At 71.2% G+C, this 21220-nt stretch carries 12 protein-coding genes; 2 read left to right on the plus strand and 10 right to left on the minus strand.

Annotated elements, in window-relative coordinates; genetic code table 11:
* Nucleotides 1-49 precede the first annotated feature (49 nt).
* From J7E87_RS19480 to J7E87_RS19495, 4 genes are all read right to left on the minus strand, one after another.
* Nucleotides 50-1594, minus strand: coding sequence for a SulP family inorganic anion transporter (locus tag J7E87_RS19480; protein WP_374195195.1), 1545 nt, complete (start codon nt 1592-1594; stop codon nt 50-52).
* Nucleotides 1591-2184, minus strand: a complete 594-nt coding sequence (locus tag J7E87_RS19485) for a carbonic anhydrase (RefSeq protein ID WP_215095686.1) — start codon at nt 2182-2184, stop codon at nt 1591-1593. The genes J7E87_RS19480 and J7E87_RS19485 overlap by 4 nt, the downstream gene beginning before the upstream one ends.
* 100 nt (nt 2185-2284) lie before the next feature.
* Nucleotides 2285-2767, minus strand: a complete 483-nt coding sequence (locus J7E87_RS19490; RefSeq protein WP_215095688.1) for a hypothetical protein — start codon at nt 2765-2767, stop codon at nt 2285-2287.
* Between the two features lie 1200 nt (nt 2768-3967).
* Nucleotides 3968-4381 (minus strand): DUF3291 domain-containing protein, encoded by a 414-nt coding sequence (locus J7E87_RS19495; RefSeq protein WP_215095689.1) that lies wholly within the window; start codon nt 4379-4381, stop codon nt 3968-3970.
* Between the two features lie 85 nt (nt 4382-4466).
* On the opposite strand from J7E87_RS19495, the gene J7E87_RS19500 reads away from it, so the two are divergent.
* Together J7E87_RS19500 and J7E87_RS19505 are read left to right on the plus strand one after the other, a co-directional pair.
* Nucleotides 4467-5084: a MerR family transcriptional regulator gene (locus J7E87_RS19500; protein ID WP_215095691.1), complete on the plus strand. Its 618-nt coding sequence runs from the start codon at nt 4467-4469 to the stop codon at nt 5082-5084.
* Between the two features lie 181 nt (nt 5085-5265).
* Complete coding sequence (locus tag J7E87_RS19505) at nt 5266-6330, plus strand: AfsR/SARP family transcriptional regulator (protein WP_215095693.1); 1065 nt, start codon at nt 5266-5268, stop codon at nt 6328-6330.
* A gap of 83 nt (nt 6331-6413) precedes the next feature.
* On the opposite strand, the gene J7E87_RS19510 is transcribed toward J7E87_RS19505, so the two are convergent.
* From J7E87_RS19510 to J7E87_RS19535, 6 genes are all read right to left on the minus strand, one after another.
* Nucleotides 6414-7739, minus strand: a complete 1326-nt coding sequence (locus J7E87_RS19510) for an NAD(P)/FAD-dependent oxidoreductase (protein WP_215095695.1) — start codon at nt 7737-7739, stop codon at nt 6414-6416.
* Between the two features lie 26 nt (nt 7740-7765).
* Nucleotides 7766-8509 (minus strand): 4'-phosphopantetheinyl transferase superfamily protein, encoded by a 744-nt coding sequence (locus tag J7E87_RS19515; RefSeq protein WP_215095697.1) that lies wholly within the window; start codon nt 8507-8509, stop codon nt 7766-7768.
* A 117-nt stretch (nt 8510-8626) separates the two neighbouring features.
* Nucleotides 8627-10420, minus strand: coding sequence for an acyl-CoA dehydrogenase family protein (locus J7E87_RS19520; RefSeq protein WP_215095699.1), 1794 nt, complete (start codon nt 10418-10420; stop codon nt 8627-8629).
* Nucleotides 10420-12150 (minus strand): acyl-CoA dehydrogenase family protein, encoded by a 1731-nt coding sequence (locus tag J7E87_RS19525; RefSeq protein ID WP_215095701.1) that lies wholly within the window; start codon nt 12148-12150, stop codon nt 10420-10422. Before J7E87_RS19525 ends, J7E87_RS19520 begins: the two co-directional genes overlap by 1 nt.
* Nucleotides 12147-13772 carry a PfaD family polyunsaturated fatty acid/polyketide biosynthesis protein gene (locus tag J7E87_RS19530; RefSeq protein ID WP_215095703.1) on the minus strand — a complete coding sequence of 542 codons (1626 nt, stop codon included), beginning with the start codon at nt 13770-13772 and terminating at the stop codon, nt 12147-12149. The genes J7E87_RS19525 and J7E87_RS19530 overlap by 4 nt, the downstream gene beginning before the upstream one ends.
* Before the next feature lie 37 nt (nt 13773-13809).
* Entirely contained in the window at nt 13810-21141 is a 7332-nt protein-coding gene (locus J7E87_RS19535; protein ID WP_215095706.1) for a beta-ketoacyl synthase N-terminal-like domain-containing protein, read from the minus strand.
* Nucleotides 21142-21220: the final 79 nt, after the last annotated feature.

Raw genomic sequence — 21220 nt, forward strand, 5'->3', positions numbered from 1 at the left:
ACGGCGCACCGGTCAGGGCGCAGTACGGGCCGGGCCGTGCCCGGGTGGGTCAGACCGCGGGCATCAGGACACGGGTGGCTCCTTCCCCCTTGTTGTGGCGGTCGGCCCAGTTGGCGAGGGCCGTACTGCACGCGTGGTCGAGATGGCGCAGGTCGAGCAGGTCGAGCTCGATGTGCCGGTCCTTGGGCAGTGCCTCGAGGCTGTCCAGGATCCGGGGCAGGCGGAGGAAGGTCGCGTTGCCCGAGACGACCACACGCAGGGGGCCGCTGCGGTCGGCGCCTTCGTCCACCTGCACCTGGACGTGCGAGGTCTCCCAGGCGGCCTTGGCGACGGCGAGCAGCAACCCGGCCAGTACGCCCTCGAACATGTTGGTCGCGACAATGGCGACCGCGGTCGCCACCAGGATCAGCGCCTCCCCGCGGTGCTCGCGCCACAGCGGCCCGAGTTCCTTCAGCGGGATGAGCTTCCAGCCGGAGAAGACCAGGATGCCGGCGAGCGAGGCGACCGGGATGAGGCCGAGCGCGGCCGGTACGAGCGCCGCGAACAGCAGCAGCCATACGCCGTGCAGCACCCGTGACGCCTTGGTGCGTGCACCCGCTTGGACATTGGCCGCGCTGCGCACGATGACCGCGGTCATCGGCAGCGCCCCGAGGGCTCCGCTCAAGGCGTTGCCCGCGCCCTGCGCCATCAGTTCCTTGTCGTAGTCGGTGCCGGGTCCGCTGTGCAGCCGGTCGACTGCCGCTGCGCTGAACAGGCTCTCCGCCGAAGCGATGAGCGTGATGGCGACGACCGTGCCCATCGCCCCGACCAATCCGGCATCCGTGATCCTGCCGAGGTCGTCGGCGGACGGTGGCCGGATCGCGCCCAGCAGCCCCTGCACCTCGACCCGTTTCACGGGCAGTGCGAACAGCGCCACCGCGGAAGTGGTCAGTGCCACGGCGGCGAGCGGTGCGGGGACCACTCGGACCTTGGGCGGCAGATGCTTCCACAGGGCCATCAGTACGACGGTGACCGCGCCGAGAACGAAGGCGGTCAGTGCCTCCGGCGAGCGGGCCGTGCGGATGAGGAGCTCGGGCAGGCCCATGAGGTTGGCGGGGCCCGAGCCGGGCGCCTTCGCGTCGGCCATGGCGTAGAGCTGACCGGCGATCAGCACGAGGCCGATCCCGGCCAGCATCCCCTCCACCACAGCGATGGAGATGGCCCGGAACCAGCGGCCCAGCCGCAGCGCGCCCATGGCCAGCTGGAGCAAGCCCGCCGTGAGGACGAAGACGCCCAGGGCCCCGAGTCCGAATTCGTTGACGGCTTCGAGGACGAGGACGGTCAGCCCCGCGGCGGGTCCGCTGACCTGGAGGCTGCTCCCGGGGAGCAGTCCGGTGACGAGCCCGCCGACGATGCCGGTGACCAGGCCGAGTTCCGCCGGGACGCCCGAGGCGACGGCCACGCCCACGCACAGTGGCAGGGCGACGAGGAATACGACGACGGAAGCGGTGAAATCGGCTCGCAGCGTGGAGGCGGAGGGTCGCTCCGCGCGCTGCGGCGCCGCCCGCCGGTGGCGTCCGCGGTTCCCGCGTTCGCGGGTGTCGGCGGCGCTCACAGCGGAAGGAACGCGTCGTCGTGCGGCCGGTGGACGAGCACGGAGCCGGTGTCTATCTCGTAGAACCAGCCGTGCAGGCTCAGCCGTCCTTCCGCGGCCCGGCGTGCGACGCACGGGTAGTCGCGCAACTGCCGGAGCTGGCACATCACATGGTGCTGGACGGCCTCCGCGATGGCAGGGGACGAGGGGTCGGTGAAGACGGGCGGGGGTGACGCGCTCTCCAGCCAGCCGCGGACCGCGGGGACGGCGGAAAGGTCTTCGCGGCGCACCATCGCGCCGACGGCACCGCAGTGGGAGTGGCCGCAGACGACGATGTCGGCGACACCGAGCACCTCGACGGCGTATTCGATGGTGGCCGCCTCGCTCGAGTGCCGGTCGGGGTCGTGCGCGGGGATGATGCTGCCCGCCGTGCGGAGTTCGAAGAGCTCGCCGGGGCGGGCTCCGGTGATCAGCGAGGGGATCACACGCGAGTCGGAGCAGGTGATGAACAGCGCTTGCGGGGACTGACCGTCCGCGAGGCGGCCGAACTCGTCGGCGCGGGCGGCGGCCCGGTCCCGGAAGGCGCGGGCATTCTTCATGAGCATGTGCATGGGGGTGTTCCTCCAGCGCGCCCAGGGCGCGCGGTGGTGAGTCGTCATGTCGGATCGCATGTGCTGGGTGGGGGAAGCCGTGCGGGAGCCGACGAATCGATCAGAGGCGGAACACCTGCAGAACGGCGGGGCGTGCTGCAGGGCGCTGTCCGGGTGGGCCAGGGTTGTGGCCGGTGCACCTGGGGTTGGTGCAGCACCCGGAGTGCGGCGGGGCGGCCCTCACTGGTCGGACGGAGGAGGAACGATCGCCTGTGGGCGGGGCGTGGGCGGTCAGCGGGCCGTTGGGCCGGCCGCCGTTGCGGGAGGGCGGCTTGTCCAGGGGATCGGGATCCGGATCAGGATCGTCCGCGGACGGGTCGGCGGGTGAGCCGGGCACGCCGGGGTCGTTGGGTGAGTTGGCCTCACCAGTGGGGTCCGCTTCGTCGGGCAGCTCGGGTAGGGAGTCGGCCTCCCGGGAGGTCCCTCCGGCGTCCAATTCCACTCCCCCGGCGGCGGATACGGCCGCCTGGGAGAGCAGGAGGACCGCGAGCATCAGGGTGCACAGTGCGGCGAGTGTGTCCGCTGCTGCGATACGCCGTTTCATTTCCCTCCCCGACTTCGGTCCTCAGGAATTGGTCCAACCGGTCAGTAACTCCAGCCTCTTCAGTCACTGTGACACCACGACGGCGCAAAAGTCAGCGATTCGTTAAACATTCGTGAGCGTCACACCACTTGACAGCGGGCGTTTGGCGGCGCTACCGCGGGTCACCCCAGTTGAGGCGCTGATTGCGCCCCGGCACCGCGGTAGGGGACGAGCGGCGACCGTCCGCGCCCATACCGCCGGCGGCCTCTACGGGAAGCCGATGGGGGCGAGTTGCGGGGTACCGGTCAGCCGAACGCGGGCCGTAAGGAGCACGCAGTCTCGGCGCTCATACGCCAGGGGTGCGCGTCGCAGCGGCGGATGACACGGTTTGGGGCGGCGCCCACGTTGGTCGGCGTTAGGGGCGGTGCGGCCGCTCGCGGCAAGCCTGCCCGAGAGGGCGGCGCCCAGGTTGGTCTGCGTCAGGGGCGGTGCGGACCAGCGGTTGTGTACTGCCCGCATCGGCTGCCGTTTCCACCACACAGGTAACGGCCCGTCGGCCGCAGGTGCGGGCGGTGCCGCGGTGCGGGTGGTCCCGGCCGTGCGGGTGGTGCGGGATGCGCAGTGAGCGCGATGCCGGCCATACCCGCGGTGCCGGCAACGCGGGCAGCGTCGCCACTGCGGGCCTTGCCCGGCAGTGCGAGCGCTACAGGCGATGCGGGAAGAGCAGGCAGCGCGGGACGCGGCGGCCGTGGCCGCCGCTGGTGCGACCAGTGCCGCAGTACAAGCAGCGCAGGCGACGTCCCCAATTGCGGGCCGTGGCCGGCAGGTTGGGCAATGCGGTCAGTGCAGGCAGCGCGGGAAGCATCAGCCGTGCGGGGGCGTCGGCGGCGCCCGGCGGCAATGGCCTCGCGAAGAGCGCCACCCGTGACCGCCGGTGCGCGAAGCACCCTCGGCCAAGACGCGCGAGAAGCAACGGCCGTGACCGCCGGTGCGACCAGTGCCTTCGGCCGGGCCTCGCGGGAAGTGCCGACCGGGAATGCCGTAACCGTCGGCGCGGGCAGCGCCGCCCACGCCGACGCGGCGTCGCCCCACGTCACGAACCCCGCACCGCATCAGCCGCCGGGACAGGCCCCCACCGCCGGGTCAGCCACGCAGTGGCCCGGCCCGGGGGCGGGGGAGGCCCCGGGCCGGGGGTTCAGGCGCAGGGCCGGCGTCCTGCGGTCAGTGGGCGCTCTCCGCGTCCACGCGGGCCTGGGCGTCGATGTGCGCCTTGGCGTCCTTCCAGGTGATCGGCAGCTCCTCCACCGGCACCTCCCAGAACGTGAAGGTCGAGCCGCGCATCGTGGATCGCAGGCCCGTCATGATGCTCTTGTGGGGCTCGGCCTTCGCATAGGTGTAGAGCGCATCCCTGTCCTCCCAGGCGGACAGGGTGAAGAAGACACCCTTCGTCAGCTGGGCTTCGAGGGACGCCCCCAGCGCGCCCGGCGCTTTGCGCACCTGACCCCAGGCGGAGAGCGCCTTCAGGAAGAAGCCCGGCACGTACTTCATGGACTTCACCTCAAGGCGGGAGGCCATGACAAGGGCACGGGTGTTGGGCTGAGCCGGGTTCGGCTTCGTCCAGGGAAGAGTCGGCACGGTAGTCTCGCCTCCACAGTTGGTGAGTGGCAGTATCTATATTAGACAGTGCAGCTGCCCAATAGCCAGTGGGAAGCAGGACCGGATGCGAATCTCTGAGTTGAGCCGCCGCAGTGGGGTGGCCACCGCGACGATCAAGTACTACTTGCGCGAAGGGCTGCTGCCGCCGGGCCGCGCCACCGCGGCGACCCAGGCGGAGTACGGGGAGTCGCATGTGCGGCGGCTCCGGCTGATCCGCGCCCTGATCGGCGTGCGGGGGCTGTCGGTCAGTGCAGCCAAGGATGTACTGGATGCCGTCTCCGAGTACGCGACCGACACGCATGAGCTCCTCGGCCTCGTTTTCGGTGTCTGGCCCGCCTCCGGGCCCGCCAAGGATGAGGACGCCGACGACTCCGAAGTGGGCGCGCTGCTGGCGCAGATGGGCTGGAAGGTTTCGGAGCACAATCCCGCCCGCGACGTCATCACCCAGACACTCCAGACCCTGCGCTCGCTCGGCATGGACTACGACTGGCATTCCCTCGTTCCCTACGCGCAGCTCGCCGAGAAGACCGCCACCCTGGACCTGGACCAGCTCGAAGGTCCGGACGATCCGCTCGAAAAGGCCGAGCGCGCCGTATTGCTGACGTTTCTCCTGGAGCCGGCGCTGCTGGCCCTGCGCCGCCTCGCACAGGAAGCCGAGTCAACCGTTCGATACCGCAGTTGACCTGAGTGGCCGGTACTCACCTTAGTCGCGGGTCCCGCGTCCTGAAATAGGACAGTGCGCCGCGGTCGGGGTGCGGAAGGTGAGTACCGATGACTCAGGATATTCGGCCACGCGAGTGGTCTGCTCGTGTGCGGAATGCTCCACGGTGAATGCCGTGGGCCGCGCACGGGGAGGCAAGAGCATGCAGTTCCGGATTCTGGGCTCACCCGAGTTGTACGACGAGAAACGGCAGCGCCTCCTACCGCTGACCAGTCCCAAACAGCGGCTGCTGCTCGGCGCGCTGCTCGCCGGGGCGAATTCATCCGTGCCGAGGGAGTGGCTGGTCCGGGAACTCTGGGGCGCATTACCGCCGCGAAAGAAGGCCAACACTCTCAACGCCCACGTCTCCGGGCTGCGAAAGGCCCTGTCGGAGCTGGAGCCGGAGCGTACCCATACACCACGTCTCGTCGCGTGGGCATCCGGATATATCCTTCATGCCCGCGCGACAGAGACCGACAGCGGGCAGTTCTGCCTGGCGGTGGCGCGAGCCCGGAAAATGGCGGGTGACGATCCGCAGGGTGCGTACGACACGCTTCGCGGAGCGCTCGGGCTGTGGCGCGGCGCCGCATTGGCGGGCGGCGCCCACGGTCCGGTCTCGGCGGCGCTGGTGACGCGGCTGGAGGAGGAGCGGCTCAAGGCCCTGGAGATCCTCTTCGACTGCGCCCTGCGCACCGGACGGCACCAAGCCATCATTCCGGAGCTCGACAAAGTGACGGCTGCCCACCCCCTGCGGGAGCGCTTCCACGACCAGTTGATGCTGGCACTGTGCCGCTCCGGACGCGGAGCGGAGGCGATCGGCGTCTATACCCGGGCCCGGCAGCGAATCGGCGCGGCCGGCGGCCGGACTCCGCTGCTGTCAGCCCGGCTGGAACAGATCAGCGTGGTGTCCCCCGCATTGTTCGCCGCGGGAACGGAGATCCCGGAGAGCTGGGCGCGCAGCGAAGCGACGGCGCCTTTGCCGACCGGGCGGGAAATCGACCGGCCGCCGTACGAAGCGGACCGGCCTCGGTACGAAATCGACGGGCCGCCGTACGAAGCGGACCGGCCTCGGTACGAAATCGACGGGCCGCCGTACGAAGTGGACCGGCCTCGGTACGAAGTGGACCGGCCTCGGTACGAAGAGGCGGAACAGGAGACGGCACGGTCGGTCGTCGGATATCTGGCCGAACTCCTCAGCGGGCAGGCTCTGCACACCGGTGGTGTGTGAAGCCGAAGCCTGAAGCCGGACATGGCAAGCCGCCCCCGCGTACCGCCTTTCGCGGTACGCGGGGGCATTTGTGTGCGCAGGGCTCAGTGATCAGTGGCCGTGATCAGAGTTTCGCGAATGAGCTGGGCAGCGGTCTCCATTCCGGAGGAATAGCCGGCCTCGTGAGAGCCGATCTGGTCCCAGCCGTGCCGCTTGGCGTGGAAGTACGAGCCGCACAGCTTCACGCGGGTTCCCTGGTTGACGTTGTAAATGTCCTTCTGCATATCGCGGACGTCGTTGTCGATGATCGGGTGGGTGTACGGGAATTCCGCGATCACCGTCTCCGGGCTCACCTCGCCCGGGTAGTCCAGCGTGACGAAGTAGTCCTTCTCCGCCGTGAAACCGTGGAGCTTGTTCATGTAGTAGGCGACATACGTGCGCGGCTCCCCGTCGACCGCGACCTTTCCGTAGTTCCATGCCTCCCAGCGACTCCGGTCGGCGGGTACCACCGAGGGGTCGGTGTGCAAAATGACCCGGGAGGAGTTGTAGCGGACCTTGGAGAGCACGGCGCTCTGCCGCTCGGTCGGATTGTCGAGCATCGCGAGCGCCTCGTCCGCGTGGGCGCCCACCACCACGTAGTCGAATGTCTCGCTGCCCTTGGCGGTGGTCACCGTGACCCCGTCGTCGTCCTGGTGAAGACGGGTGACCGGCTCGCCCGTACGGACTTCCGGTCCGATGGCGGCGATCGCCTTACGGACGTAGGAAATCGAACCGCCGCCGACGGTACGCCAGTCCACCTGGCGGCCGCCCAGGCCACCCTCGTCGTGGCCCATGAAGAAGGCGATCGCCGTGCTGGCGGGCATCTGCCAGATGAGCTCGGCGGGGATCGACCAGACAGCCGAGCAGAGCAGGATCACATACGAGTGACGGAATGCCTGGCTGTATCCGCCCCGGTCGAGATATTCACCGAGCGGAATGTCGGCCCGCTTACGGACGAAGTCCCTGCGGCCCTCGGTGTGGAAGCGCCTGGCCTCGCGCCAGATGGTCAGGAACTCCGTGGAGTAGCGCGCCGCGACCTCCTCCTCCTTGAGGTCGAACTCCTTGGTCCCGTACTCCAGTCCGGTGTCGAGGTCGAAGAAGTTGAACGCCCCGCGGTGCTCGACGGCCTCGACTCCCAGCTCGTCGAAGAATTCGCAGAGGTTGGTGTAGGCGGGACGGTTGAAGACGACGAACGCGGTGTCGATGCCGAGGAGTTTGCCGTCCTCCTCGACCTCCACGGTGTTGGCGTGACCGCCGAGGCGGTCCTCCCGCTCGAAGATGGTGATGCGGGCGCGATCACGCAGGTGATAGGCGGCCGAGAGGCCGGCGACACCGGCACCGACGATGGCGACCCGAGGGGTGGTGGGCTGCGGCATGGGCGTGTCCTTCATGGTCGGTCTCGTACGCACGATCGGTCTCATACGTACGAGATGTCGGAGAGCGAGAGATCGGAGAGGTCTGTGCGGCGCAGGGCTCCCGGGCGCCCGTCCTCCGTGGCGACGGCCAGGACGTGCTGCGGGCCGGGGTGGAGCAGGTCGAACCACCAGCGGGCGTCCGCCCCCGCCGGCTGCTCCGGGTCGTGAACGGCGATACGGCCCACGGCAGTTGTCAGAAAGGAGAATCCGCCCAGGCTCCGGCAGAGCCCGGTGCCCCGAGCCTTGAGATACGCCTCCTTCAGCACCCACAGCTCGCTCGCCCGGGCCGCGCGCGCACCGGAAGCGGTGGCGGCCAGCTCGGCCCGTTCGGCGGGAGCGAGGCGGCGGCCGAGGTGGGTCACCAGCTCCGCAGTGGAGGGGGTGGGGCCGACGTCGACCCCGCATCCGCGGCCCTGGGTGACGACGCAGGCGATGAGGCCTTCGGTGTGCGAGAGGTTGAACCTCACGCCCTCCTCGTCCGGCTCCGGTTCGGGACGCCCGTGCTCACCGAGGCGGAAGCGCCACCGGTCCGGCGGCCGGCCGGTGCGGGCGCTGAGTGCGTAGCGGCACAGCAGCCGCGCGCCGAGGTATCGGCGCCTGGCACCCGGGGTGAGCCGCCGCTCCAGCCGGGCCCGCTCGTCCGCCGTGAGCAGCCTGGTTCCGCCGAGCGCGGCGGCGAAGCCGTCCACGGCCTGCTCGGGCAGCAGCCACAGGGACGTCGGATCAGGACGCGTCGGCGAGGTCACTCCATGCTCCTCGGGCGGGGATGTCGGACGGGGGGATCGTGGACGGGGGGATCGGAGGCGAGGCTGTCGGAGACTGGGCTGTCGGAGGCGAGGTATCGGGCGGTCAGAGGCGAGGTGTCAGAGCCGGGCCGCGGTGAGGTCCGCGACGCGCTCCGCGAGCGGGAACTGCCAGTGCGAGAACAGCCGGTTCTCCCGGTGCAGGTGGCGCAGCACCCGCATCACCTCGTCGATCACGGACGGATCGGTGACGGACTCATGCGGGTACAGATGCCTGCGCAGCCGCTCGATCTGGAGCAGCAGCAGCGCTCCGCTGGGCAACGGGTCGTCCAGCACACCGTGCGAGTGGACGTAAGTGAGCACGCACGCCGCGGTCGCGTGCAGCAGGCAGTACTCCTTGGACAGTTCGAAGAGTTCGGCCGACTGCGCGTACTCCCGCCCCAGTTCGGCCTTGAGCTCGGCGGCCCGGTCGGTCAGCGGACCGACCCGGTCGAGCAGTTCCTCGGCCTCGTCCGCCGCGCGCAGCAGCCGGTCGCGCTCGGTGCCCTTGGCCTCCTCGGCCAGAGCCCGCAGCCGGCTCAGTCCGTCGGGCGCGGCCAGCATGGCGTCGTCCTGGCCGCGGCTGAACAGCTCCTGCTTCCACGGCTCGTACACCGGCAGCTCACGGTCCATGCCGAAGAGGGTGGCCGCGCGCTCGGCCGCGGCCTCCCGGACTGCCGGGGCGGCCCCGCCGGCACTGGCCAGCAGGCCGTCCAGCTGCTGGCCCAGATTGCGCAGGTTCACCACGGTGTTGCCGTCCGCGATGTTGGCGACCAGAAGGTCGCGCAGCATCTTCTGGTACGGGCCGTAGTGCGGGTGGTCCCGCAGGAAGAAGCGCGCCCCGAGCACCATGTTCAGCTGCGACATGGTTTTCTCCAGCAGCGTCGGCAGCAGGTACTTGACCACCGACGACCACACGCTGAGCTGCTCCGGCGCGGCCTGGAGGCTGCGTACGGCGCCCAGGCTCACCGCGTCGGCCACCATCAGGTCGGCGAACGCCTCCGTCAACTGGCGTCGGCTGTAGGGGACATCGCTGACCGCGGTGCCCAGGAGCACCCGGCCCTCGGTGAAGTCCAGAGTGAGCCGCAGCCCGGTGTCGACGGCCGACATCGCCAGGCTGCTGATGACGGTGCGCGCCAGCTGGGTGGATTTCAGCGCGATCTCCAGGCCCTGGCCCTCGGCTCCGACCCGGGCGGAGTCGGGTACGAAGGCCCCCTTCAGGCGCAGTCCGCTGAGGTCCAGGGCCCGCAGCCCGTGCAGCTTCTCGACGGGCAGTTCCTCGGCGGTGATGGCCGGGATCTGTCGCTTGTCCACGATGAAGATCGAGTAGGCCGCCGGGCCGTTGCGCTTGCCGGTGCGGGCGAAGACGACCATGGTGTCGGCGACGGTGGCGTTGCCGATCAGCCACTTCTCGCCGGTCAGCAGATAGCCGCCGTCGGTCTTCTCGGCGACCATCTCGTTCGCGAGCAGATCGCTGCCGTGATCGCGTTCGGACAGTCCCCAGGACAGCCCGCCGCCGCGCTTCATGTCCTCGACAGCCGAACGCTTCTGCTCGTCGCTGCCCGCGATCCACAGCGGCATGAAGCTGAGGTTGGTGATGACCAGGGCGGTGGCGGTCGTCGCGTCACGTCTGCCGACGAGCCGCATCAGGTTGAAGCCGGTCTCCACATTGCCCGCCCTGCCGCCCTGTTCGGCGGGCAGGGAGTACTCGTGCACGCCCCAGCGGCGGAGCTGGCTGACGAACGCGTACGGGTACTCCTCGTGCTCGTCGTGATCCAGCACCCTGGTGAAGGACATCCGGCTGCCCGCGTCGTGCGGGTCACCGAGGTACTCCTCGAGCTGCGCGGCCAGTGCGGTCAGGTCGGCCTTGGACATCAGGACTCCTCTTCGGTGGCGGTGGCCAGTCGGACGGGCAGGGCGGAGAACAGCTGGTTGGCCTCCCGCAGCGCCACCACGGCGTCGAGCGCCGGCAACAGAACGGGCCCCTGGTGCCGGGGGTCCACGCCGTCTGCGCGGGCGAGCAGATAGCCGAGCGTCGCGCCCAGCCAGCCGGCGGAGCCGGGCTGCGTGCCGTACAGCGACCGGTCCTGGTTTGCCCACCACAGGTGCAGGCAGGAGGCGGCGGCGTGCAGCCAGGCGTACCGCTCGGCGGTGTCCACCAGCTCGTTCGGGTCGGCGCCGGGCCGGCGCGCGGCCCGGGTCAGGTCTCCGAGACCGGCCACGGCCGCCGCCAGCTGCTGCGCCAGGGCCACGACAGGGGCCGTGGCCTGCTCGTCGCCCAGGGCCCCGGTCACTGCCCTGGCGACGTCCGGGAGCCCGGCGAGCACCGGGTCGACGCCCCGGGCGAACATGTCGAGCCTGGCGGGCTCGTACGCGGGCAGCTCCGCGTCGAGCGAAAAGCCCGACAGGAGCACAGCGACCGCCGCCGGGTCAGGCTGTGCTTCACCTTCCGTCAGGGTGGGCAACTGGCCCGCGTACGAACGGAGGTTGGCCAGTGTGCTGGCGTCGATCACCCGGACCACGGCCGAGTCCCGCTGGAGTTTCTGGAAGAGTCCCGCCCCGCGCTGCCCCTCGCGCAGCACCGAGCGGGTGGCGAGCACCGTGCCGCAGCGACGGATCAGTTCGTCGGAGGCTTCCGCCACCACATGCTTGGCAGCCGGCGCCCATACGCTGAAGGCCTCCGGCGCCGCGTGGATGCCGCGCGCGGCGGTCAGCGCCACCGCGTCCGCCGCCAGCAGCGCCGCCGCCGCGACGGCCAACTCCCTTCGCGGGTGCGGTGATTGGGTGAGGACCGTGCGGCCGACCCGGCGGCCCGTGGCGAAGTCCAGCGTCAGGCGTACGGCGGTGTCCGCGCAGCCCAGGCTGCCGGCCATGCTCATCAGCCGGACGGCCTGCTGAGCCTTGACCGCCGCCTCGAGCCCCTCGCCCTCCTTGCCGACCAGCGCCTCCTCGGGCACCCGCAGCCCGTTGAAGCGCAGATAGGCGAGGTCGATACCGCGCATCCCGCCGGTGCGGGGGGCGGGCACGCGCTCCAGCTGTCCCTCGGGCACATCGGCCAGGTCCAGCAGTACGGCCGAGAAGGCGCCGGGGCCGCGTTCGCCGGTACGGGCGATGACATACACCGCCTCGCAGCGCATGCCGAGCCCGACCATCCACTTCTCGCCGTTCAGCCGGCCGTCCGGCGTCAGCCGCACCTCGTTGGCGAGCAGATCGCTGCCGTGCCCGGCCTCGGTGAGCGCGAAGGCCACGGCACCGCCGCGGCACAGGATCTCCGCCGCCCGGCGCTGCTGCCGGGGCGTGCCGTGCAGTTGCAGACAGGTCGCGGCGATGATGCTGAACATCGTGCCGGGCATGACGTTGACGTCCCGGCGGGCCGCCGACCGCACCAGGGTGAGGCTGCGGTCGAAGGACTCGAACGCGCCACCCCATTCCTTGGGCAGGTAGTTGAGGTGGAACCCGGCCCGGCGCAGCTCCTCGCAGAGCGCGGCGGGGAATTCGTCGCGCTCGTCGCGGCCGACCGCTGCGGCGAAGCCGTACGGGTTGGTGTCGTCGCCCGGCTCGCCGAGCAGGCTCTCCAGTTCCTCCGGGGTGATCAGGCCGCTCATCGGGCACCCGCCGGGGAGCCGTACGCCGACGCGTCCAGCGGCACCGGCCGGTAGTCGGCGGCGGTCGCCGGGATGTGCACCCCGGCGGTGCGCAGAGCGGCCAGCCGGGTGTGGAAGGCGGCGCCGCGCATCAGGTGGTGGGCGACGTCGGCGACCCGCCGGTTGCCCGGCGTCTTGAGATAGCTGCCGGTCACCCAGTCGTTGAAACTGCCCATCGCCGGGCCGCACCAGACCTGGTAGTCCATCGCCCGGTCCGGGTCACCCGTCACCGCCCAGCGCGAGGACATCCCCAGGTACCAGCGGAAGACCAGGGCCATCCGGCGCTTGGGACTGCCGGCCGCGCGGGCCAGCTGCTCCGGGTCGCGCCGCTCGAAGTAGCCGACGCACTCCTGCCAGACATCCTCCAGGGGGCGGCGGAAGATCTGCTGCTCCACCTTGGCGCGCTCGGCGGCGGGGATCGACTCCAGGCCCTCGTACGCCAGGTAGAGCTGGTAGAGACGCTTGGCGCGCATCGGGAAGAGGGTGCCCTTCTTGAGCACCTGGAGCTCCACGCCCATCTCGAACATGTCGGCCGCCGGGGCCATCTCGCAGTCGGCGATGCCCGCTTCGGCGAGCATCACCCGGGAGGCGGACGACGCGCCGGACTCCAGACAGGACTGGTTGACGGACCCGGTGACGACATAGGCCGCGCCCATCGCGAAGGCCGCGGCCACCGCGGCCGGCGTACCGAGCCCGCCCGCGGCGCCCACTCTGATCTGCTCGGGGTAGCGGTGCTCGCGCTGGACGGTGTCACGCAGCCGCAGGATGGTCGGCAGCAGCGCGGGCAGCGGGCGCCGGTCGGTGTGGCCGCCCGAGTCCGCCTCGACGGTGATGTCGTCGGCCAGCGGCACATGGTGGGCGAGCGCGGCCTGGTCGGAGGTGATCAGGCCCTGTTCGAGAAGCTCGCTGACCAGGGTGGCCGGTGCGGGGCGCATGAAGCGTTCGGCGGTCTCGGTCCTGGACACCTTGGCGATCAGCCGGTTGTCGGCGGCCACCCGCCCGGACTCGCCGCGGCGCAGCCCGGCCAGCCGGTAGCGGACGACGTGCGGGGTCAGGCCCATGTAGGCGGACGCCTCCACGCAGCGCACCCCGTGCCGCAGGAACAGCTCCACGGCCTCCCGCTCCAGCCGGTCCTCACTGGGGCTGTGGATGAGATTGACCGCGTACGGCAGTCCTGGGATCTCGGCGGCGAACCGGCCCAGGGCCTTCTCGATGGTCTCCGGCAGCAGGCCCGCCGCGCCGTACGAGGCCAGGAATCCCTCCCGGGCCAGGGCGATCACCATGTCGGCCGAGGCGATGCCGCCGGCCATCGCGCCTGCCATGTACGGCAGTCGGACCCCGTGCGCGGCGAGGAACGCGCCGGAGCCGAGCCGGTGCGGGAGCAGCGGGGGTGCGGCGGCGAGCAGGGGCAGTCCTTCGCCGCCCGCGGCCACCGAGCCGCCGGAGACGGCGCCGATGCCCTGGGGGGTGACGACGATGAAACAGGGCTGGTCGAGGTCGGTCAGTACTTCGTAGATCCCGGCCGGGTCGGTATTCGGGTACCGCTCTCCGTACCACCGGAGGGGGGTCTCTCGGTTCTCCATGGGAAAACGCAGCTCCTTGGGCTGGTGCGGGTGCGGGTCAGGCCCCCGCGGGACGGACCTCGATGGCCACGTCGATGAGTTCGTAGATGCGCAGGCCCGGCTTCCACAGGTCCGCGTCGGCGATCACCAGGAGCCGGTCCCCCTCGCGGCGGACTTCCTTGATGTGTACGTCGAAGCTCAGCTCGCGGTCGTGCCGCAGGATCTGGCCCCGGTACTTCCAGCTCATCTCCACGTCGGTGGCCATCGCGAAGCGGGGCCGCTCGATGCCGTCGGCGAGGTTCTTCTCCAGGACGAACAGCCTCAGCGCCTGGATGACGGCCTCGACGCCGAGCGAGCCCGGCATGACCGGGTCGCGGTGGAAGTGGCGGTCGAAGTACCACTCGTCGGGGCGGACCTCGCGGTGGCCGTGCAGATATCCGGCACCGTGCCGGCCGCCGTCCTCGACCAGGTCGACCCGGTCCACGAGGTGGAACTGGCCGCCGGGCAGGTGCAGTTGTCCGCCCGCGGGGTCGGTGAAGGCGGGTGCGTCGTCGGGGAGTTCGATACGGCGCACACGGCCGGCGGCCGGCTGCTCCTGCTCGATCCACGGCGCGACGTACGTACCGTTGTCGAGGCCCGCCTGGTTGGCGAGGGCGGCGTCGCTGAAGTAGCCGAAGAGCGACTCGCCCGTGTAGAAGACCTCTCCGTCGGCGGACAGCTCGTAGGAGAAGTTCTGCAGGACCGCTCCGGAGACCGCGCTGGTCATCAGCAGCTTGGAGTGGTGCCGGATGGTCTTGCCCCGCAGGTCGATGTCCTTGACGAGGGTGGCGCGGCCGTCGAGGTTGCGGATGGCGTACTGCTCCTCGGGCCGCTTGAGCGTGGCGCCGAGGTAGTAGCCGAGGAAGATGGCCGCCTGCAGGGAGCTCTCCATGTACACGCAGTTGGGCATGTGCGGATGGGAGTTCTGCCGGTAGTACCAGGCGTCGGCCGGGGAGTCGTACTCGGTGACCATCTCCGAGCCGGGGCTCAGATCGCCGCGGGTGCCCTTGAGGGACATGACGCGGTCGACGAACTGGAAGTCCCCGTTGGGGATGTACGGCGCGCGGCTGTCGCGGTAGACCTCGAACTCGGGGCCCATGGCCATGTCGAGATCGCCCTTGGCGGCGTGCGCCAGATGCAGTTCGTTGATCATGGCGGCTTCGCCGTCGCGGTTGCGGCGGCCCAGGAACTGCGGCACACCGCCGGTCTCGGGCCGGTAGGGGGTGCCGTCCTTCTCCCGGACCTGGAGACCGAGGTTCTTCATCCGGATGACCGGCTTGTCGCCCAGGTAGACCAGGATGTCGGCGACCACCGAGGCACGCGGCAGCAGCGTCAGCTCCATCACCTCGACCTCGTACCGGATCTCCTGGTGGGCCGGGGTGATCTGGCCGCGTACCTGTACGTCGATCTGCAGGTCGGTCATGGTCTGGAAGCGGGCGTCGGGGAGGGTGAGATGCATGCCCTGGTGCATCAGATAGATCTGGAGGAGCTGGACCGCGCCCTCGGCCACCAGGGACCCGGCGAGCACCGGGTCGTCCGGGAAGTGGCAGACGAAGTACCAGGCGTCCGGCTGCAGCCGCTTGACGGCGCTGAGCGTGCCGAGACCGCGCGGGCCGCCGCTGCGGTCGATGGTGACCTCGTCGACCATCCGCAGCCGCTCGTCGGGCAGCCGCAGCGCCGGGTTGATGCCCGGGTCCTGCGCGTGGTCGGGCCCGAAGACGTCGCCGGGGCGGCCCTGGGCGAGCAGTTCCAGATCGGCGCTGGTCAGCACGTTCTTGTCGGTGTACGCGAGAGGCTTGAACCAGCTCTTGGTGAGCGCGGCCCGCGCGGCCTTCTCCTTGTCGGTGATGACCACACCGAGCGGGGTGTCCAGCTCCTGCTTGCTGAAGAAGCCGGCGCAGGCGTCCTTGAGTTCCAGGATCAGCTCGCCGTCGGCGTAGCAGAGGTAACTGAAGAAGAAGATGGTGGTGTCGCCCTGGTGGACGAAGCGGTCGATGGAGATGTCGTAGCGCAGGGTCTGGCCGGTGCGCGGCAGACCGCCGTGGAAGATCAGCGAGCTGTCGAGCAGCCGGTAGACGCGCTCGCCCTTGTTGCGGAAGTCGATGCCGAGGTAGCTGACGAGCAGCAGGTCGCACTGGCCCGCCTCGACGGTGACGGCCGGCGGAACGCCGCCGTCCACCGCGTACCAGGCGTCCTCGGGGATGTCGTACTCGGTGGTGATGGTGGAGGGCTTGAAGACCCCGGTCTCACCTCCCAGCGCGGTCACGCGGGTGACGAAGTGGTACGGAAGTGCGGGCAGCCGCACCCGCTTGGCGTACGAGTCGATGACCGCGAACTCGGGGCCGAAGACCTTGGCGACGGAGCCGGTTGCGAACTCCAGCAGATCCGCCTCGTCCCAGATGACGCCGTCCCGGGGGGACTTGACAGCATCGGGCGCGGGGGGCGCGGGGTTCGCAAGGGTCGCAGCCGGCGGTGCCGGGAGCGCCGGGCACGCGGCCGTGGCGGGCAGGAGGGCCGGGGCGGGGGCTGTAACCGCGTGGGCGGGGAGGGCCGCCGCCGGTTGCTGCGGGGCGGTCCGGGTGGTCGGCACGGGGGTCCCCTCCAGCAGCGCCTCCGTGCGGCTGAGGGTCGCCGACTGGAGGATGCGCTGGGTCTCCATGACCACGGAGTGGCTGGTGAGCACCTGCTGGCGGATCTCCCGGACCAGTTCGGCGGCGGCCTGCTCGGGCGCCGCGGATCCGGCGGCCCCGACGGGCACGGGAGCCTGAACGGGCCGGGCGGGCAGGGCAGTCGGGGCGAGACCGGCGGGCGCCGGTGTACGGACGTCCGGTGCCGCGGGCGTGACAGGCATCCCGGGCGCCGCGGACGGCGCGGACGGCGCCCACGGCAGGAAGGTGATCGGATCACCGTCGAAGGCGATGACCTCGGGCTCTGCGAGTGTCGGGTCGGCGGGCATGAGCGCTGGCTCCTCCGGCGGGGCGGCTGACGGGACGGGAACGGAAACGGCGACGGCGGCGGCGGAAGTGGCCGCCGGGAGCAGCCCGGCGGCCGCGGCGATCGCGACGGCGTCGCGCGCGATCCGGGACGGGACGGGGTCGCCGCCGCCCACCCGGAACCGGTCGGTACGGCCGGCGCGGACAGCGGTGGCGGCGTCGCTCACCGGGGCGGGGCCCAGCAGCGCCGCCAGGTCAACCTCCAGGCCGTGCCCGACCAGCCGGGCCACGAGCTGTGCGACCGACTTGGTGGCCGGCACGCCGCGCCGGTCGACGGAGACGGCGACATGGGCCGCGTCGCCGAGCGTGTCGCGGACCCACCGGGCGCAGGTCGCGCTGGGCCCGACCTCGATGAAGTAGCGGAACCCCCGGTCGTAGGCGGTACGCACCAGGCGCGGGAAGTCGATGGTGGAGCGCAGGGTCTGCGCGATACGCCGGGCGATCTCGTCGCGTTCCAGGCTGGGCAGCACCTCGTAGTCGTACGCGCTGAACAGCTCCAGGTCGCCGAACGAGCCGGTGGGGTACGTATTCAGCCCGGCGAGGCCTTCGAGTTCGGCGTCCACGACGGGGTTGTGCATCACGACGTTGACCGGCGAGGCCGCGGCCGGGCAGCCGAGCTCCTCGATGAGGGCCCGGCACTGGGCCGGATCGCCGGCTATCACCAGCTCGGCGGGGGTGTTGATGTGGGTGAGGTGCACCCGGTCGTAGCGCTCCAGCGCGCTGTTCACCCGGTCCTCGTCGGTGAGCACCACGAACGTCGCCCAGACGGCCTTGTCGGGGGTCTCGTCGGGCAGCTTCCACAGCTCGCGCACCGTGTTGCGGGGTCCGCAGAGCCGGTCGCGGAAGATCGGCGTATTGCTGATCAGGTCGTCCCGGCGGCCCGCGGGCTGCCAGCCGCCGGTGGCGAAGAGCATGCTGCTCTCGCCGAGGCTGTAGCCGAAGCCGCCGTGCGCGGTGACGCCGAGCACCTCGCGGACCAGGTCGGTGTAGAGAATGGAGAAGCTGGTGCCGGTGGCGAGCATGAACGGGATGTCCTCACCGAGCCGGGTCTCCAGCGCCATGAGGTCCCGCCGCTGCGGTGTGGTCTGCGTCCGCGGGTACAGGTGGGCGGCGCGCAGCAGCTTGGCCGGCTCGTCCGCCTGCTCCTCGAAGCGGTCCAGCAGGCCGGGGAAGGTCCGGAAGAAGTCCTGGCCGAGGCCCGGATACGAGTTGAACGCGCCGGGGTAGACGAGGGCGACCCTGCCGTCGGGTCCGATTGGGCGCGCGGTGAAGTAGGACCCGGCGGGGGTGGCCCACTCGCCGCCCTTGGCGTGCGCGGCGGGTATGTCCCGTGCGGCCAGCTCCAGTTGGAGCCGCAGATCGGTGCTGTCCTTGCCGACCAGCACCACTCGCAGTCCGTCGCCGGGCAGTTGCCGGGCGGCCTCGCGGGCGAGCGGGTACGGATCGGCGCCGCCGTCCAGCAGCTTGCGGTGGCGCTCGATGGCGGCGAGCAGTTCGTCGAGGGACTCCGCGCCGATCGGCAGCAGTACGGGACCGCCCGCGCGCTGCCAGTCGGTCGGCGTGAGACGGCCGCGGGTCCGGTCGGCGGAGAGTACGAGGTGGCCGTGGGCCCCGCCGGAGCCGATGAAGTCGACCGCCGCGTACCGGCGGGCAGTCCTGGTGGCGCGCAGCCACGGCCGGGAGGCCTCCGGTACGTACAGCGCGGAGGCGGCGAAGTCCTCGGCCAGTTCCCCGGCCGGGCGGCGCCAGCCGGTGGTGCCGGGCAGATAGCCGTGGTGCAGGCAGAGCACGGTCCGGATCAGCCCGGCCATGGCCGCCGCGCAGCCGGCGTCGCCGATCTGCGCCTTGGCGCTGCCGAGCGCCACACTGGCCGCGCCGGCCGGGTAGACCCGGGCCAGGGCGGCGAGTTCGGCCCGGTCCTGGGCGTCGGTGCCGCCCGCGTGGGCCTCCAGGTACCCGACGTCGGCGGCGGTGATCCCGGCCGCGGCCAGGGCCGCGCCGGCGGCGGCCGCGAGCGGCTCGGCGTCGGCTTCCGGCAGCAGTCCGTCGACCGGTACGGCGTGGCGTACCGCGACCGCGTCCACACGTGCGTACACCTCGGAGGTGCTCTCGCCGGGACGGGTGACGACGACCGCGCCGGCGCCTTCGCCGATGCGCCGGCCCCGGCTGCCCTCTCCGAAGGTCAGCCCCGCCGCGTCGACCGCGCCGGGGCGCAGCAGCACGTTCTCGGCCGACCCCGCCAGGTCCACCGCGCCGACGAGCACCGCCTCGATGCTCGGGTCGAGCAGCAGCAGTTGAGCGATCTCCAGTGCCTCGGCGGTTCCCGAGCCGTCGGACGAGACGGTGAAGGAGGGGCCGGTGAGGTTCCACAGGGCGGAGATCCGGCTGGCCATCACATTGCCGATGTAGCTGAGCACTTCATTGGCGACGATGGGATCGACCACCGCGTCCCGGCCTACGGCGGCCAGGGCGGCTCGCTGCTCCTCGGTCAGTTCGAGACCGGCCCGGTCGAACTCCTCGCGCAGGAAACCGCCGAGGCTGTAGCGGGTCAGCCGGGCGTGGGTGTACGGCTCGATCTCCATGGCCACCACGACCGCGATCCGGCGCGGCTCGGGCGTGTTGCGCCCCTTGGGCACGGCGCGGCTGAACCCGGCGTCCCGCAGCGCCTCGTCGGCGACCTTGGTGGCCAGGGCGTGCTGGAGGTTGTACGTCCGCAGGTCGGCCGGGGGGATCTTGAGGTCGACCGGGTCGATGCCGACACCGTCCACGAAGGCCCCGGACGGCGGGGAGTCAGGGGAGATCCCGGCGGCGCTCTCCAGCGAGCCGCCCGTGGTCTGCTCCAGACCGCGCCAGCGCCGCTCGGGCAGCGGGCCGAGGCTGTCCGTACCGGCGTGGACGGCGCGCTCGAAGGCGTCCAGGGAGCCGAAGGAGCCGAAGTGCGCCCCGAGTCCGATCACATCGAGGGCGGGCGCCGGGGCGTACGGCTCTTCGGCCACGTCGCCGGAGTGGTGACCGGAGAGCACCACATGGGCATTGGTGCCGCCGAAGCCGAAGGCGGAGACCGCGGCCCGGCGCGGTCCTTCGCCCCGCGGCCACTGCCGTCCGGTGCGGACCAGCACATCGTCGCCGACCCGGCCGTCCTTGGAGCGGACCGGCCGGTCCACGCCGACGGTCGGCGGGATGTGGCCGTTTCCCATGGCGAGGACGACCTTGAGCATGCTGCTCAGGCCGGCCACGGTCAGCAGGTGACCGATGTTGCCCTTGACCGAGCCGATGAGCGGCACCTTGCCGTGCTCGCCGAAGAAGGCGGCCACGGACTCGGCCTCGGTGGTGTCGCCGATCGGGGTGCCGGTGGCGTGGCACTCCAGATAGTCGATGGCGGTGGGGTCGATCCCGGCGTCGGCGTAGGCGAGTTCGTAGGACTCCAGCTGGCCGCCGGACTGCGGGACCAGCAGATGCCGTCCGCTGCCGTCGTTGGTGAGCCCGATGCCGTCCACCACCGCGTGGATGCGGTCGCCGTCGCGTACCGCGTCCGCCAGGCGCTTGACCGCCAGCATGCCCGCGCCCTGGCCGGTGAGGATGCCTCCGGACCGGTCGTCGAAGGGCTGGCTGAACCCGTCGCGGGGGTAGGCCTGCAGATCCGAGAAGGACAGATGGATCAGGGTCGGGTCGGGGGCGCAGACGCCGCCCGCGAGCACCAGGTCGGCCTGTCCGGCGGCCAGATGGTCGCAGGCGAGCTTGAGGGCGTACAGCGTCGACGAGCAGGCCGCGTCCAGCGCGTAGCGGGGACCGCCGAGGCCGAGCGCGGTGGCGGCGACGCCGGCCGGGGAGCCGCTGACCCGCAGGTTCTCGGGCTGCAGCGCGTCGCGGTCGACCAGAGGGGTGCCCGCCGGGAGGCCGTCGAGGGCGGGCAGTCCGGCCTGGCGGAGCCCTTCCAGTACCGCCTCCCGCGCCAGGGGCACGCTGAGGCGGGCCGAAGTGGGCGTGGGGAAGGAGTAGTTGCCGAGGATCAGACCGGTGCGGGCCAGCACGTCGGGTCGGTCCGCGTGGCCGCTGTCCCGCAGCGCCTCACGCGCCACGTGCAGCGACCAGTGGAAGATCCGGTCGAGCCGGGAGAGGTGGCCTGGGTCGATGAGATAGCCGGACGGGTCGAAGTCGAAGCCGGTGACGAAGCCGCCCCGCCGGCAGTAGATCTCGTGCTGCGGATCGGCGTCGCGGGCGTCGGAGGAGGGGCCGAAGATCTCCTCGCCCCCGTCCCGGCGGCTGTCCGCGCCGGAGCGGAGGTTCTGCCAGAACTGGTCGGGCGTCTCCGCTCCCGGAAAAAGGCAGGAGAGGCCGACGATGGCGTACTTGCTCATGGGAGCTTGGGGTCCCTTCTCGGGTCGGACGGTCCGGCCGGCGGGCGCCGTCTGCGCGCAGGCCGGACCGACCGGGTTC

Source organism: Streptomyces sp. ISL-1 (assembly GCF_018614585.1).
Taxonomy (GTDB): domain Bacteria; phylum Actinomycetota; class Actinomycetes; order Streptomycetales; family Streptomycetaceae; genus Streptomyces; species Streptomyces maoxianensis.

Bases quoted from the DNA above. Each gene is read 5' to 3' on its own strand.
- J7E87_RS19535 (WP_215095706.1), bottom strand. From the start codon at position 21,141: ATGAGCAAGTACGCCATCGTCGGCCTCTCCTGCCTTTTTCCGGGAGCG.
- J7E87_RS19485 (WP_215095686.1), bottom strand. From the start codon at position 2,184: ATGCACATGCTCATGAAGAATGCCCGCGCCTTCCGGGACCGGGCCGCC.
- J7E87_RS19510 (WP_215095695.1), bottom strand. From the start codon at position 7,739: ATGAAGGACACGCCCATGCCGCAGCCCACCACCCCTCGGGTCGCCATC.
- J7E87_RS19505 (WP_215095693.1), top strand. From the start codon at position 5,266: ATGCAGTTCCGGATTCTGGGCTCACCCGAGTTGTACGACGAGAAACGG.
- J7E87_RS19500 (WP_215095691.1), top strand. From the start codon at position 4,467: ATGCGAATCTCTGAGTTGAGCCGCCGCAGTGGGGTGGCCACCGCGACG.
- J7E87_RS19520 (WP_215095699.1), bottom strand. From the start codon at position 10,420: ATGTCCAAGGCCGACCTGACCGCACTGGCCGCGCAGCTCGAGGAGTAC.
- J7E87_RS19490 (WP_215095688.1), bottom strand. From the start codon at position 2,767: ATGAAACGGCGTATCGCAGCAGCGGACACACTCGCCGCACTGTGCACC.
- J7E87_RS19525 (WP_215095701.1), bottom strand. From the start codon at position 12,150: ATGAGCGGCCTGATCACCCCGGAGGAACTGGAGAGCCTGCTCGGCGAG.
- J7E87_RS19530 (WP_215095703.1), bottom strand. From the start codon at position 13,772: ATGGAGAACCGAGAGACCCCCCTCCGGTGGTACGGAGAGCGGTACCCG.